The following is a 13,339-nucleotide window of genomic DNA, read 5'->3' as shown; positions in this document are numbered from 1 at the left end:
GATACTCCTTGGCAACTGCCACGGAGGTGCTCAGCAGCAGGGCAAGGCACAGCAAAGAAGGGGTACGCATGGAGGCTTCCTGATGGGTGTGGAGAGAGAACCCGAGTCTAGGAAGATCAGCAGTAAATAATAATGATTCTTGTCAAGTTCCGAGGATATTTCATCTTGGCCAGGCTTGATGCCGGTCAAGGTTGTACAGGCTGTATGGGGGTAGGTTGCAGGGAGTGTTCGTCGCCAGGGAGTCGACTCATGGCCAAGCCTTTTCCGCTGCACCCCAAGCATCCCGAACGTATCTGTTGGGGCTGTGATCGCTACTGTGCTGCCACCGACCTGGCTTGCGGCAATGGCGCCGACCGCACCATGCACCCGGCCGAGATGATCGGGGATGACTGGTACGAGCATGGCGACTGGGGGCTTGCGCCCGAGCCGCCGGTGGCGGATGAGCCGTCAGCTGCCTGAGCGGGGTTTTTCCTTGTCGTCTTTAGGGGTGTCAGCCGGCCTGACGGGTTTGCTCGGCGGTTTGGCGGTGTCCTTGGTTTTTTTGTCGCTGTCCGAGGGGCTGCTGGGGTAGGTCCCCGGTGGCAGGGCGGAGCCGGCGGCGCTGTCGCCACTCAAGGCGTTGGCGGCAGGTTCCGGGTTATCGCCAAAGGCGGCGAGGGCGGGGCCGGAGAGCAGGGCTGACAGGCCGACGATAAGCACAATCCGTTGGGACGATCTGGTCTTCATGACGCTATCCCCTATCGTGTAGATGTATCAGGAGCCTGGATGAATTCCAGGCTCCGGTCCTGCCTCGATCAAGCCGCCATGGGCTTGCTTGATAGCGACTTTTTATGCGCCGCTTTCATGGCTTCCATTTCGGCGCCCAACTCTTCAAGCAGCGCCTTGCCGAGCAGTTTTTTGGCCTGAGGGAACATCTCGGTTTCCTCTTCTTCGATATGGTGCTCGAGCAATTCCTTGACCACCTTGACGCGGCCGGAAAACTCGGTGGTCGACGGTTCGGTCTGCTTCAGGTCGGGCAGCACCAGGGCGTCGACGGTGCGGTGCTCTTCCTTGGCCTCGTGGTACATGATGTCCTGTTCCTTGCCGCCGGCCTTTCTGAACGCCGGGTAGAGGATTTCTTCTTCCAGCCTGGTGTGCAGGCTGATTTCCGCTTCCAGCTTGGCCAGCAGCTCCGTGCGCTTTTTCACCCCGCGTTCGGTGGACTCACTCAATTGAGTCAACAGGGCCTTTACGCGTTCGTGGTCGGCTTTGAGCAGGTCAATGGCATTCATCGGTGACACCTCACGGGAAACTCAGGGCGCGTCGATATGCACGCCTCGTCCCGTGCAGTGGTGCATCAGGCGTACCAACTTGAGCGATTTTAAATTGGCCTTTTAATTCAATTGGTTGAAGAGGATTGGAGAGAGGGCCTGTCGTGCAGGTTGCATGGTCGGCCTGGGGGCACGTTGCATTCCACCACCCAGGAAAATTTAAATGAACCCTCGCGGCCGATGCTTGAACTAACGCATACGACCTAGGAGGTGAAGCATGGAAATTCAATATATCTGGATTGCGTTGGCGGTAGTTCTGCTGCTTTTGGAATTGTGGGCGATCAATATCGTATTGCGCAGCACCAGTGGCTGGGAGACCAAGGGCTTATGGCTGGTGATCCTGATCTTCGTACCGCTGCTGGGCCTTATTGCATGGGCCATGTTCGGGCCCAAGCGGGAGATGCCGGAACAGCGTAAAAGCTGAGTGGCAGGGGTAAAGCAAAACAGGCGCCGAAAGGCGCCTGTTTGCGTTCAATGTTGGCGGTTCAACCAGCGACAGCCTGGGCAATCGCCTCGTTGAAAGCAGGCAGATCGTCCGGTGTACGCGAGGTGATCAAGGTCCAGCCATTGGCCTGGCATTGCTTGACTTCGGTATCGACCCACCCGGCCGCGCCAGCGTTTTCCAGGTCGATGCGCACGCTTTTGTACGAGGTCAGGGTCTTGCCCTTGATTACGCCGGCGTCGATCAGCGTCCATGGGCCGTGACAGATCGCCGCGATGGTTTTACCGGCTTGGGCAAAGTCCTTGATCAGGCGCAGCGCCGCCGCGTCCTGGCGCAGGGTATCGGCATTGACGGTACCGCCAGGGATCACAAGGGCGTCAAAGTCGCTGCTGGCCACGTCCGACAGTTGCACGTCGGATTCCACGGTTTTGTCCTTTTCGGTGTCGCCGACAAAGGTCTGGGTGGAGCCGCCTTTGCTGGACGCGTGGGTCACCGTGGCGCCATAGCCACGCAGTGCTTCCAGGGGCTTGAGCAGTTCGTCGCGCTCGATGCCGGTGTTGGAGGTGATGACCAGAATCTTCTTGCCGTTGAGTTGCGAACTCATGATCGAATGTCTCCTTGAGTCAGGAATGAATTAATGGTCGTGCTTGGCTTGCAGCTCCTTGGCCATTTTCAAATGGGCTTCAAGGGTTGGCAGCGTCTTGGTGGCGAAGGCTTTCAGCTCGGCATTGTCCGAGGAAGCAGCTTCCTTCTTGAACAGCTCGACGGTTTTTTCATGGGCGTCGACCTGGTTGTTGGCGTAGGCCTTGTCAAATGATTCGTCGCGCAGTTCCAGGATGGCTTTCTTGGCCTTGTCAGTCAGGGCCGCGTCATCCGGCACTTCGATGTCGAGTTTTTTTGCCAGGGCCATCAGTTCCTGATTGGCCTTGGTATGGTCGGTGACCATGTGCTGGGCAAACGTCTTCACGTCGGCCGAGCTGCTTTTTTCGAGGGCCAGTTTGCCGGCTTCCACCTCGGTGATACCGCCTTGGGCTGCGTCATCGACGAAGCTGTTGGAGGTGGCGGCCATGGCGTTGGATATTGCGCCCGCAACCAGTACGAAAGTCAGGCCCATTTGTTTTATCAGCAGAGTGGTCATGATGGAGCTCCTTGAAAGTGGCGGGATGCCGTTACCTGACTGTTGAGCCGAGGCCGGGGCAAAAGGTTTAAATTTTTTTGTTCCTGTTTGTCCGCGGCAATTTCCTTGAACTATCGACATTCACAGGCCTCTGCTGCGTAAGTGCCCGCCGCTTTCGCGAGCCTTCAACTGCCAGGAGATTTCACTGTGACTGCCGATAAAACCCCAGACCCGATCAGTTCCGAACAGGCGCAAAAAGGTACTGATAAAGCCGCCAAGGACCAGCCACTGGAACGCCCGAATCCCAGCACCGAAACCGTCGACAAAGTGCTGACACCCACCTCGATCAAGGACACCGAACGCCAGGCCGACGCCATCAACGAACGGGCGGATGATGCCGAGCGCAAGCTGGGGCACTGAGCATGGCCAAGTCTATTTCAGCGGCTGAACTGGGCATCGATCTCAAGCCTGGGGATGACGCCAGCCTGTTCAAGTGGCTTGTCGCCAGCTTCCTGATGGGCAAGCGCATCCAGGCGCCGATTGCGGCGCAGGCCTACAAGGTGATCGTTGAGGAAGAGGGGCGCGATACGGCGCGCAAGCTGCAACATTGCACCTCCAAGGAATTGGTGGCGATGTTGGGGCGTGGCCACTACGTGCGGTACGACGAAAGCACCGCACAGCGCCTGCTGGACCTGAGTGCCAAGCTGAACGCCGAGTACGCCGGCAAGATCAGCCACATCCGCAGTGCCAGCGAAAACCGCCAGGCGTTCGAACAGCGCCTGGGTGAATTTGACGGCGTGGGGCCCAAGACCATCGAGATTTTCATGCGCGATGCGGCCAAGGTGCTGTCGTGGTGAGCAGGCTTGTTGTGGCTAGTGAGCTTGCTGTGGTGAGCAAGCTTTTTTGGGGTGAGTGAGCTTGTTGTGGTGAGCGGGCTTGCCCCGCGCTGGGCTGCGAAGCGGCCCTAAAACCAGTCACCGCGTTCAGGCAGGCAGGATAATGGCGGTGGCCTTATGAGGGGCCGCTACGCGCCCCAGCGCGGGGCAAGCCCGCTCACCACAAAAAAAGCCTGCCAGCCACACCGCCATTTGATGCCCTGTACCTACTCGACCTCGACCCGCAACACCTCCAACCCTAATTGCTCATACGCCTCCACACTCGGCACATGCCACTCCGTGATCAACGTGTGAATACGGTTGCACGGAGCCACCACAAACGGTTCAACCGCACCCAGTTTGTCGGCCATGGTCACCGCCACCACATAGGAGGCGCTGTCGAGCAGGGCCTGCTTGACCGCCACTTCATCAAAATGCAGCGAGCTGATGCCCACTTGCGGATGCAGTGCGCATACCCCGGTAAACAGCAGGTCGGCCTTGATGCCCTGGATCAGGCGCACCGCCTCGTGACCGCTGGTGGACAAGGTGGCCGGGTTGAGTTGGCCGCCGGCAAGTATCACTTTCACATCGCGGTGGTCGGCCAGGGCGATGGCGATCATCGGTGATGGCGTGACCACCGTGAGGCGGATCGAATGCGGCAATGACTGGGCGATCTGCAAGGTGGTGGAGCCGGAATCGAACAGCACGATCTGGCCGTCTTGCACCTGGTCGGCGGCGAGTTGCGCGAGTTGACGCTTGGCTTCATTGGTCTCGCCGACGCGGGTGAAGAAGTCCTTGCCGGTGTCCTTGGGCCGGGGCAGGGCGCCACCGTGCACGCGCTGCAACAGGCCGGCGGCGGCGAGTTCGCCGAGGTCGCGGCGGATGGTGTCCTGGGACACGGCGAAGTGCTCCACCATCTCCGAGGCAGTGACTTTGCCGTCGCGTTCCAGCAATAACAGGATCTTTTGTTTTCGCAGGGAAGGCAGGTCGATGGCGTGATGGGTGTTGTGCATGTTTGTGCGCTTTTTTGCGGGTTTGTGCGAGATTAGTCTGCAGTCGATATAAACGCAATGGCTGGTTGCCCACCCGTGGGGCGGTTACTCTCTGCGCTCAGTTCAGGGAGAGGTGACCTAGATGTCGTTGATTACAACCATCGAAGATTTACGCAAGCTGGCGCAAAAGCGGGTGCCACGGATGTTCTACGATTACGCCGATTCCGGGTCCTGGACTGAAAGCACCTACCGCGCCAATGAAAGCGATTTTGCCCGGATCAAATTCCGCCAGCGCGTGGCGCGCAATATCGATGAACGTTCGATCCGCGCCACCATGCTCGGCCAGGACATGGCCATGCCCGTTGCCTTGGCCCCCACCGGTCTGGCGGGCATGCAACATGCCGATGGCGAGATTCTTACCGCCCGGGCCGCCGCCGCGTTTGGCCTGCGCTATACCTTGTCGACCATGAGTATCTGTTCGTTGGAGGACATCGCCGAACAGGTCGGCAAGCCGTTCTGGTTCCAGCTGTATGTGATGCGCGACCGTGGCTTTGTCGAGCAATTGATCGAGCGTGCCAAGGCGGCCGGTGTGGACGCACTGGTGCTGACCCTGGACCTGCAGATCCTCGGGCAGCGTCACAAGGATTTGATCAACGGCTTGTCGGCACCGCCCAGGTTGACCTTGCCGAACCTCCTCAACATGGCCACCAGGCCGCGCTGGGTGATGGGCATGCTCGGTACCCGGCGGCGTGGCTTCGGCAATATCGTCGGGCATGTGAAGGGCGTCGCGGACATGGGTTCGCTGTCATCGTGGACCGCCCAGCAATTCGACCCGCGCCTGAGCTGGGACGATGTGGAATGGATCAAGCAGTGCTGGGGCGGCAAGCTGATCATCAAGGGCATCCTCGATGTGGAAGACGCGCGCCTGGCTGCCAATTCCGGGGCGGATGCACTGGTGGTGAGCAACCACGGTGGCCGCCAGTTGGATGGTGCGCCGTCGAGCATCAGCCAGTTGCCGGCGATTGTCGACGCGGTGGGCGAGCGCATTGAGGTGTGGCTGGACGGCGGCATTCGCTCCGGCCAGGACGTGCTCAAGGCGATGGCACTCGGCGCCAAGGGCACCATGATCGGTCGCCCGCATTTGTATGGTCTGGGCGCGATGGGCGAAGCAGGGGTGACCAAGGCGCTCGAGATCATCGCCCGTGAATTGGACGTGTCGATGGCGCTGTGTGGCTATAACGATATACGCGATGTGAATCGCGAGATTCTGCTGCCGGGTACATTTCCAAAAATCGTTTAATCAGCAAAAAAATCGTAAAAAAATAAAAAGAGTTGTCCACGAAAACCGTGGGTATCTCTGTGGATAACTTTGCGAACGCCCGGCAGGGTTGGCGATTTAACCAAAGGTTAATATTTGATCAACTGCCGGCGAGGGCCAGTATGGGCAGGGTTTGCGCTTGACAGCCAAGCGCGAACCCAGTGCCGAAAAACGGATTTATGACTCGTTGTCACGGCCGGTTGCGTGGGTGACAACCTGGGCGGGCATCTTCGCTTGCATCAGGTTGTCGAGTGCCTGGCGATAGCTGCGACCGGCCAGGCTCATGCTGTTGTTGTGGCTGGCACCCGGCACCAATAAGAGGCGTTTGGGTTGCCGGGCCGCTTCAAATAGTTGCTCGCTGAAGCGGGGCGGCACATAGCGATCATCCAGGCCATGCACCACCAGCAATGGCATATGGATATCGGCGATCTTGTCGATGGAGTCGAACTTCTGCGACAGCAACCAACGCACCGGCAGCGAAGTATTGGCCACCGCCGCGGCTACATCGGCCAGGGAGGTGAAGGTGGATTCGATGACCAGCCCACGTACCGGCAGTGGCGTTTGCTTGCCCAGTTCGGCGGCCAGGTCGATGGCTACCGCGCCGCCGAGTGAGTGCCCGTAGATCAGGCGCTTGCCGGGGTCCGGTTGCAGCACCTGGAAGCGTTCCCAGGCGATGCGCGCGTCTTCGTAGACCGTGGTTTCCGAGGGCAGCTCGCCGTGGCTCTGGCCAAAACCGCGATAGTCGATGGCCAGCACCGAGTAACCCAGGGCGTGCAATTGCTCGATGCGAAACAGCTGCCCGGTGAGGTTCCAGCGCACGCCATGCAGGTAGAGGATCGCCGGCGCGTCCTTGTTGGCTGCCGGGTACCACCAGCCATGAATGTTCTGCCCCGATTTGAAACTGGCGGGCTTAAGCTCGAATTCCTGCACCGCCTTGGGTAAGCCGCTGTACCAACTGGCGGTGCCGGGCTCGATGCGAAACACCAGCTCGCGCTCCTTGTGTTGCAGCACCGCGCAGCCCACGGGCAGGCCGACGATCAACAGTGCCATGCACAGCAGGGGAAACCAGCGCAGGCTCAGGCGCGATAGAAAACGAGAGGGCATGAAGATTCCAGGGCAAAGGTGAAGTGGGGGTTTTACCAGATGGCCTACACAGGCAGGTATAAATTCGACGGCCGCCCACGGCGATTGCTTGCAAAGTGTTACAGCATTTGACGCCATTGATGCCAGCGCGACATGCTCGCGCTCTTTTGAGCAAAGGACTGACCATGGACAACAGCCCCGTTCGCATCACCGCCGAAGAAACCCTCTCGGACAACTGGTACCTGCTGAAAAAATACAGCTTCGACCTGCGTCGCCGCGACGGCAGTTGGCAAGCCCAGACCCGCGAGGTGTATGACCGCGGCAATGGCGCGACCATCCTGCTGTACAACCGCGAGCAACGCACCGTGTTGCTGATTCGCCAGTTCCGCATGCCCACCTTCGTCAATGACTATCCCGGTTACCTGATTGAAGCGGCGGCGGGGTTGCTGGACAACGCCAGCCCCGAAGAGCGCATTCGCCTGGAGGCGGAGGAGGAAACCGGTTATCGCGTCGGGCATGTGGAGAAGATCTATGCGGCGTTCATGAGCCCCGGGTCGGTCACTGAGCGGATTCACTTTTTCCTCGGCGAGTACCAGCCGGGGGACCGGGTCGGCCATGGCGGCGGCCTGGAAGAGGAGGGCGAGGACATCGAGGTGCTGGAGCTGGGTTTTGAGCGCGCGCTGGCCATGGTGCAGAGCGGCGAGATCGCCGACGGCAAGACCATCATGCTGTTGCAGCACCTGGAGTTGCGCATGCTGAAAGAAGGCTGGTGAGCCCTTTCCAGCCATCCCCCTCAAACAGCACGTACATGCAATTTTCCTGACGCTGTCCTCGGCAAACTCCCCTCATCGCTGAAATTTCAAGGCAGAGGGGCATACCATGGACCCAGCACCACAGACAGGGCCCGACGAAGTCGTCACCCTGGTCGTCAAACACCTGATCAAGGCCGGCCGCGAAGCCGACTACGAAGCCTGGCTACGCCGCACCGTGCGCATCGCCGGCGAGCGTCCCGGCCACCTCGGTGTCGACGTCGTGCGCAGCAAACAGAACGGCCTGGCGCTGTTCACCTGCGTATTGCGCTACCGCTCCACCGACGACCTGGAAACCTGGCTCAATTCACCCGAGCGCAAAACCCTGATCGCCGAAGCCACGCCGATGCTGGCCGACGGCGACAAGACCGAAATCGGTGCGGTCAACGAATTCTGGTTCACGCCCCTGGCCGACAGCGCCGCCAAGCCGCCGCGCTGGAAGCAGGCGGTGGTCAGCCTGTTTGTAATTTTGCCGCAGACCTTGCTGTTGCCGTTTATCTGGGGGCCGATCCTGCGTCTGCACCCGTTCCTGTCCAACTACGTGGTCTCCACCTTCCTGGTCACCGTGACCATCGTCCTGCTGGTGGTCTACCTGCTGATGCCGGCGGCTACCCGCCTGTTCGCTCCCTGGCTTGAAGCCTCTGTAAAGGAAACCCTATGAACGCCGATCTGATTCTGTTCAATGGCCAGTTCCACACCGTGGACCGGGAAAACCCGCGGGCAACTGCCGTCGCCATCCGCGAGGGGCGCTTCGTTGCCGTCGGCACCGATGGCGAGGCCATGGCCCTGCGTGGCAGCGGCACCCAGGTCATCGACCTCAAGGGCCGTACCGTGATCCCTGGCCTCAATGACTCGCACCTGCACCTGATCCGTGGCGGGCTGAACTACAACCTCGAGCTGCGCTGGGAAGGCGTGCCGTCCCTGGCCGATGCCCTGCGCATGCTCAAGGAGCAGGCCGACCGAACCCCTACGCCGCAATGGGTGCGGGTGGTCGGTGGCTGGAACGAATTCCAGTTCGCCGAAAAACGCATGCCGACCCTGGAAGAGCTCAACCAGGCCGCGCCGGACACCCCGGTGTTTGTGCTGCACCTGTATGACCGCGCCTTGCTCAACCGCGCCGCCCTGCGCGTGGCCGGCTACACCAAGGACACGCCGAACCCGCCGGGTGGCGAGATCGTGCGCGACAGCCACGGCAACCCCACCGGCATGCTGGTGGCGCGGCCGAATGCGATGATCCTCTACTCGACCCTGGCCAAAGGCCCGAAACTGCCGCTGGAATACCAGGTCAACTCCACCCGCCAGTTCATGCGTGAACTCAATCGTCTCGGCCTGACCAGCGCCATCGATGCCGGCGGTGGTTTCCAGAACTACCCCGATGACTACGCGGTGATCGAACAACTGGCCAAGGATGAACAGTTGACGGTGCGCATCGCCTACAACCTGTTCACCCAGAAGCCCAAGGAAGAACTCAGCGACTTCAAGAACTGGACCGGCAGCGTCACCCTGCACCAGGGCGATGACTACCTGCGTCACAACGGCGCCGGCGAGATGCTGGTGTTCTCGGCCGCCGACTTCGAAGACTTCCTCGAACCCCGTCCCGACCTGCCGCTGACCATGGAGCAGGAGCTGGAACCGGTGGTGCGCCATCTGGTGGAGCAGCGCTGGCCGTTCCGCCTGCATGCCACCTATGACGAGTCCATCTCGCGCATGCTTGATGTGTTCGAGAAGGTCAACCGCGACATCCCGTTCAATGGCTTGCCGTGGTTCTTCGACCATGCCGAAACCATCACCCCGAAGAATATCGAGCGGGTCCGCGCCCTCGGTGGTGGTATCGCGATCCAGGACCGCATGGCGTTCCAGGGCGAATATTTTGTCGAGCGCTACGGCGCCAAGGCCGCCGAAGCCACGCCACCGATCAAGCGCATGCTGGCCGAAGGCGTGCCGGTAGGGGCGGGCACCGATGCCACGCGGGTCTCGAGCTACAACCCGTGGACTTCGCTGTACTGGATGGTCAGCGGCCGCACCGTCGGTGGCCTGGAGCTGCACGCCGAAGGCCTGCCGCGCCTGACCGCGCTGGAACTGTTCACCCATGGCAGCGCCTGGTTCTCGTCCGAGCAGGGCAAGAAAGGCCAGATCAAGGTCGGCCAATTGGCGGACGTGGCGGCGCTGTCGGCGGACTTTTTCAGCGTCGATGAAGAAGCCATCAAGTGGATCGAATCGGTGCTCACCGTGGTTGGCGGCAAGGTGGTCTACGGCGCCGGCGACTTCGAAGACTTTGCACCGCCGCGGGTGCCCGTGCTGCCGGACTGGTCGCCGGTGGTCAAGGTGCCGGGGCACTGGCGTCCGAGTTCGCCTGTGCAGGCTCAAGTTCACCAATGCAGCGGCCCGTGCGGCGTGCATTCCCACAGCCACGAAAAGGCGCGCCTTTCCAGCGTGCCGGTCAGCGACTTCCAGGGTTTCTGGGGGGCGTTTGGCTGCTCGTGCTTTGCGTTCTGATACCTAAACCCACAAAGGAGTTAACCCATGACTTACAAGCGCTTGAACAAAGATGACGCCGTGGTGCTGTTGGTGGATCACCAGACCGGCCTGATCTCCCTGGTGCAGGATTTCTCCCCCAACGAATTCAAGAACAACGTATTGGCCCTGGCCGACGTGGCGAAGTTCTTCAACCTGCCGACCATCCTGACCACCAGTTTTGAAGGCGGTCCCAACGGCCCACTGGTGCCGGAACTCAAGGCACTGTTCCCGGACGCGCCGTACATTGCCCGTCCTGGCCAGATCAACGCCTGGGACAACGAGGATTTCGTCAAGGCGGTCAAGGCTACCGGTCGTAAGCAGATCATCATTGCCGGTGTGGTGACGGACGTGTGCGTGGCGTTCCCGACCCTGTGCGCCCTCGACGAAGGCTTCGAGGTGTTCGTGGTCACCGACGCCTCCGGTACCTTCAACGAAACCGTGCAACAAGCCGCCTGGGCGCGTATGACCGCCGCCGGTGCGCAACTGGTGAACTGGTTCGCCGTGGCCTGCGAGCTGCAAGTGGACTGGCGCAACGACATGGAAGGCCTGGCCAACCTGCTGTCGCCGCGCATCCCCAACTACCGCAACCTGATGAACAGCTACTCGGCGTTTACGGCCAAGTAAGTTGTTCTCAGCCTGTAAGTGATCAATGTGGGAGGGGGCTTGCCCCCGATTGCGGTGTGTCAGTCTCAGTATTGTTGACTGATGCACCGCTATCGGGGGCAAGCCCTAATGCCTAGTCAGTTAAGCGTACATCGCCTCCTGTAGGAGCGAGCTTGCTCGCGAAAAACGTCAACGATAACGCGTGCTTCCTGAATGAACGCGGCGCCTTTGAGTTTTTCGCGAGCAAGCTCGCTCCTACAAAAAGCCTTAACTGACTGGCATTAGGGCAAGCTCCCTTCCACATTTGATTTGTGGTGTTGCGACCATCCAGTTATAAAACAGCCCATCGTCTACCGAGAAGCGACAATGAACCCCTTCGAAGACATGCGCCTGTTCTGCCAGGTCATGGAATCCGGCAGCTTCACCGCCGCCGCCGAACAATTGGGCCTGTCCAAGCAATTCGTCAGCCGCCGCCTGATCCAGCTGGAAGATCGCCTCGGCGTGCGCCTGCTCAACCGCTCCACGCGCCGCCTGGATGTCACGCCCCTGGGCCAGAGTTACTACGAGTCCGCCTTGCGCCTGCTCGGCGAAGTCGAGCAAGTGGAGCAGGGCATCGCCGGCCAGAACAGTGAACCGCGCGGCACCATTCGCCTGAGTGCGCCGTTGTCGTTCGCCATGGCGCACCTGGGTTGCCTGTTGCCGGTGTTCTTGCAGCGCCATCCCCAGGTCTCGGTGGAAGTTGACCTCAGCGACCGCCCGGTGGACCTCATCGGTGAGGGCTACGACCTGGTGCTGCGCATCGGCACCCTGGAAGATTCCACCCTCATCGCTCGCCGTATCGCCAGCATCGAGCGCGTGTATTGCGCCAGCCCCGAGTACCTGGCACTGCGCGGTACGCCGCTTAAACCCGAAGACCTCGCCGAACACGACTGCCTGCCCTACGGCCATGGCCGCCAGGTGCAATGGCGCTTCAAAGGCAAGCTGCAAGCACTGAATGTCACCGGCCGTATGCGCGTGAATAACGGCGAGTTGCTGCGCGATACCGCCGTCGCCGGCCTGGGCGTCACCTACCTGCCGACCTTCATCGTCGGCGACGCCTTGAAGGACGGCCGGCTGGTCACGCTCCTCGATGATTTTGCCCCCGAAGCCCTGACCCTGTCGGCGGTGTATCCCCAGCATCGGCAAAGCTCACGGCCGGTGCAGGCGCTGGTGGAGTTTCTGCGCGAACGCCTGGCTAGCGGCTGTTGAACAGCTGGCGGATCAGGTTCGGGGTGCTGCCGGTCCAGCGCTTGAATGAGCGCCGGAAATTCGCCGCATCGTTGAAGTTCAGGTACGCCGCCACTTCATCATTGCTGTAGCCCTTGACCTGGTACAGGTGCAACGCCACCTGCTTGCGCACTCGGTCCACCTGCTGTTGAAAACCGGTGTCGTGCTTGTGCAACTTGCGCTTGAGGGTCGCCGGGCTCATGGCGAAGGCCTGGGCCGCCTGTTCCAGGCTGGGCGGCTGGCGCACCTGGTCGCGCAGGTACTCGTAGAGGCAGTCGAGAAAGCTGCCGGCAAAGCCCAACTGCTCGATCTGCTCGCGGGCTTGCCGACGTGCAACCTGGCCGGCCGTGGTCGAGGCGCCCGGCCAGGTGCGGGTGAGGTATTCGCGCGGGATCGTCATCATGTCCAGCGGGCGCTCGAAGCGCGTGTTTTCGCCCAGATGCACCCAGTACTGCTCGATATAACGCGGTTCGGCATGGCTGAAACTGCACGCCCACGGCAGGCGTTCGCCGCTGAGCCATTGGCTCATGGCAACCAGCGAGGTCATGCTGGCTTCCAGCAGGAAGCGCCAGTGTTCGCCGGCGCCGCAACTGTCCAGCCAGTACAGGTAGGCGTGGTGCTCATCCAGCTCCAGTTGCAGGGTGGCCAACGGGCTGAGCAGCACCTGTTGCTGGATCAGGATCTCCAGGGCCTGGTGCAGGTTCTGCGCATGCCCAAGGGCGTGGCTGGCGGCGCCGTAATAGCCCGGTAGCAGGCGCTGGCCAAACAGGAAGCTGCTGTCGTCGGCGTCCAGTAACTTGCGGCTGTTGCCGATCAAGCCGAAAAACTGCTGCGGGCTCAGGTGCGCGGTGCCGGCCAGGATGTCCTCGTGAAACAGCCCGGTGCCGCGCAGCAGGCGATGGCTGTCGATGTCGCGGGACAAGGCCAGGTCGATCAGCGTGGCGGGTTGGTAATGCCCTGGGATAAAGCGGCTGTCGGCTTCATACCAGCTGGTTTTCACGGCCATC

Annotated in this window: 17 protein-coding genes; 10 read left to right on the top strand and 7 right to left on the bottom strand. The window is 60.9% G+C overall.

The window, feature by feature from the left end; all coding sequences use genetic code 11:
- The first annotated feature begins 249 nt into the window (after positions 1-249).
- Entirely contained in the window at positions 250-459 is a 210-nt protein-coding gene (locus tag F6S08_RS17460) for a DUF3079 domain-containing protein (protein ID WP_053130271.1), read from the top strand.
- On the opposite strand, the gene F6S08_RS17455 is transcribed toward F6S08_RS17460, so the two are convergent.
- A complete protein-coding gene (locus F6S08_RS17455; protein ID WP_315872041.1) occupies positions 448-726 on the bottom strand; it encodes a hypothetical protein in 279 nt (92 codons plus the stop codon). The genes F6S08_RS17460 and F6S08_RS17455 overlap by 12 nt on opposite strands.
- A gap of 68 nt (positions 727-794) precedes the next feature.
- Positions 795-1,271, bottom strand: a complete 477-nt coding sequence (locus F6S08_RS17450; RefSeq protein ID WP_315872040.1) for a hemerythrin domain-containing protein — start codon at positions 1,269-1,271, stop codon at positions 795-797.
- Between the two features lie 256 nt (positions 1,272-1,527).
- Here F6S08_RS17450 and F6S08_RS17445 point away from each other — a divergent pair, with 256 nt between their 5' ends.
- Positions 1,528-1,734 carry a PLD nuclease N-terminal domain-containing protein gene (locus F6S08_RS17445; RefSeq protein ID WP_074847045.1) on the top strand — a complete coding sequence of 69 codons (207 nt, stop codon included), beginning with the start codon at positions 1,528-1,530 and terminating at the stop codon, positions 1,732-1,734.
- A 61-nt stretch (positions 1,735-1,795) separates the two neighbouring features.
- Here F6S08_RS17445 and F6S08_RS17440 read toward each other — a convergent pair whose 3' ends face one another.
- Together F6S08_RS17440 and F6S08_RS17435 are read right to left on the bottom strand one after the other, a co-directional pair.
- The gene (locus F6S08_RS17440) at positions 1,796-2,356 is read right to left on the bottom strand and encodes a type 1 glutamine amidotransferase domain-containing protein (protein ID WP_065927206.1); all 561 of its coding nucleotides are present in this window, start codon (positions 2,354-2,356) and stop codon (positions 1,796-1,798) included.
- Between the two features lie 30 nt (positions 2,357-2,386).
- Positions 2,387-2,890 carry a DUF4142 domain-containing protein gene (locus tag F6S08_RS17435; RefSeq protein ID WP_315872039.1) on the bottom strand — a complete coding sequence of 168 codons (504 nt, stop codon included), beginning with the start codon at positions 2,888-2,890 and terminating at the stop codon, positions 2,387-2,389.
- A 186-nt stretch (positions 2,891-3,076) separates the two neighbouring features.
- Between F6S08_RS17435 and F6S08_RS17430 the strand changes: the two genes are divergently transcribed.
- Together F6S08_RS17430 and F6S08_RS17425 are read left to right on the top strand one after the other, a co-directional pair.
- Positions 3,077-3,289, top strand: a complete 213-nt coding sequence (locus F6S08_RS17430; RefSeq protein ID WP_065927204.1) for a hypothetical protein — start codon at positions 3,077-3,079, stop codon at positions 3,287-3,289.
- A 2-nt stretch (positions 3,290-3,291) separates the two neighbouring features.
- Entirely contained in the window at positions 3,292-3,726 is a 435-nt protein-coding gene (locus tag F6S08_RS17425) for a DNA methylase (protein WP_065927203.1), read from the top strand.
- A 245-nt stretch (positions 3,727-3,971) separates the two neighbouring features.
- Here the strand turns inward: F6S08_RS17425 and F6S08_RS17420 are convergent, their stop codons facing one another.
- Positions 3,972-4,757 carry a DeoR/GlpR family DNA-binding transcription regulator gene (locus F6S08_RS17420; RefSeq protein WP_315872038.1) on the bottom strand — a complete coding sequence of 262 codons (786 nt, stop codon included), beginning with the start codon at positions 4,755-4,757 and terminating at the stop codon, positions 3,972-3,974.
- 121 nt (positions 4,758-4,878) lie between these two features.
- Here F6S08_RS17420 and F6S08_RS17415 point away from each other — a divergent pair, with 121 nt between their 5' ends.
- The gene (locus F6S08_RS17415; protein ID WP_065927201.1) at positions 4,879-6,036 is read left to right on the top strand and encodes an alpha-hydroxy acid oxidase; all 1,158 of its coding nucleotides are present in this window, start codon (positions 4,879-4,881) and stop codon (positions 6,034-6,036) included.
- A gap of 195 nt (positions 6,037-6,231) precedes the next feature.
- Here F6S08_RS17415 and F6S08_RS17410 read toward each other — a convergent pair whose 3' ends face one another.
- Positions 6,232-7,158, bottom strand: coding sequence for an alpha/beta hydrolase (locus tag F6S08_RS17410; RefSeq protein ID WP_065927200.1), 927 nt, complete (start codon positions 7,156-7,158; stop codon positions 6,232-6,234).
- Positions 7,159-7,322: 164 nt separating this feature from the next.
- Between F6S08_RS17410 and F6S08_RS17405 the strand changes: the two genes are divergently transcribed.
- The 5 genes from F6S08_RS17405 (at position 7,323) to F6S08_RS17385 (ending at position 12,314) form a co-directional block, all read left to right on the top strand.
- Positions 7,323-7,910: an NUDIX domain-containing protein gene (locus F6S08_RS17405; RefSeq protein WP_065948154.1), complete on the top strand. Its 588-nt coding sequence runs from the start codon at positions 7,323-7,325 to the stop codon at positions 7,908-7,910.
- 106 nt (positions 7,911-8,016) lie between these two features.
- The gene (locus tag F6S08_RS17400) at positions 8,017-8,607 is read left to right on the top strand and encodes an antibiotic biosynthesis monooxygenase (protein WP_315872037.1); all 591 of its coding nucleotides are present in this window, start codon (positions 8,017-8,019) and stop codon (positions 8,605-8,607) included.
- Positions 8,604-10,442, top strand: coding sequence for an amidohydrolase (locus F6S08_RS17395; protein WP_027607150.1), 1,839 nt, complete (start codon positions 8,604-8,606; stop codon positions 10,440-10,442). Before F6S08_RS17400 ends, F6S08_RS17395 begins: the two co-directional genes overlap by 4 nt.
- Before the next feature lie 27 nt (positions 10,443-10,469).
- Positions 10,470-11,087 (top strand): isochorismate family cysteine hydrolase YcaC, encoded by a 618-nt coding sequence (ycaC, locus tag F6S08_RS17390; RefSeq protein WP_027607149.1) that lies wholly within the window; start codon positions 10,470-10,472, stop codon positions 11,085-11,087.
- A gap of 345 nt (positions 11,088-11,432) precedes the next feature.
- Complete coding sequence (locus F6S08_RS17385; RefSeq protein ID WP_065927198.1) at positions 11,433-12,314, top strand: LysR family transcriptional regulator; 882 nt, start codon at positions 11,433-11,435, stop codon at positions 12,312-12,314.
- On the opposite strand, the gene F6S08_RS17380 is transcribed toward F6S08_RS17385, so the two are convergent.
- On the bottom strand, positions 12,301-13,338 hold the full coding sequence (locus F6S08_RS17380; protein WP_315872036.1) for an AraC family transcriptional regulator: 1,038 nt from the start codon (positions 13,336-13,338) through the stop codon (positions 12,301-12,303). The two genes, F6S08_RS17385 and F6S08_RS17380, sit on opposite strands and share 14 nt — an antisense overlap.
- Between the last annotated feature and the right edge of the window lies 1 nt (position 13,339).

Origin of the sequence: Pseudomonas sp. JV449, from assembly GCF_032424295.1 — a bacterium.
GTDB lineage: Bacteria > Pseudomonadota > Gammaproteobacteria > Pseudomonadales > Pseudomonadaceae > Aquipseudomonas > Aquipseudomonas marginalis.
The sequence above is the reverse complement of the archived record's forward strand: the minus strand, read 5'-3'. Positions and strand labels throughout refer to the sequence as shown.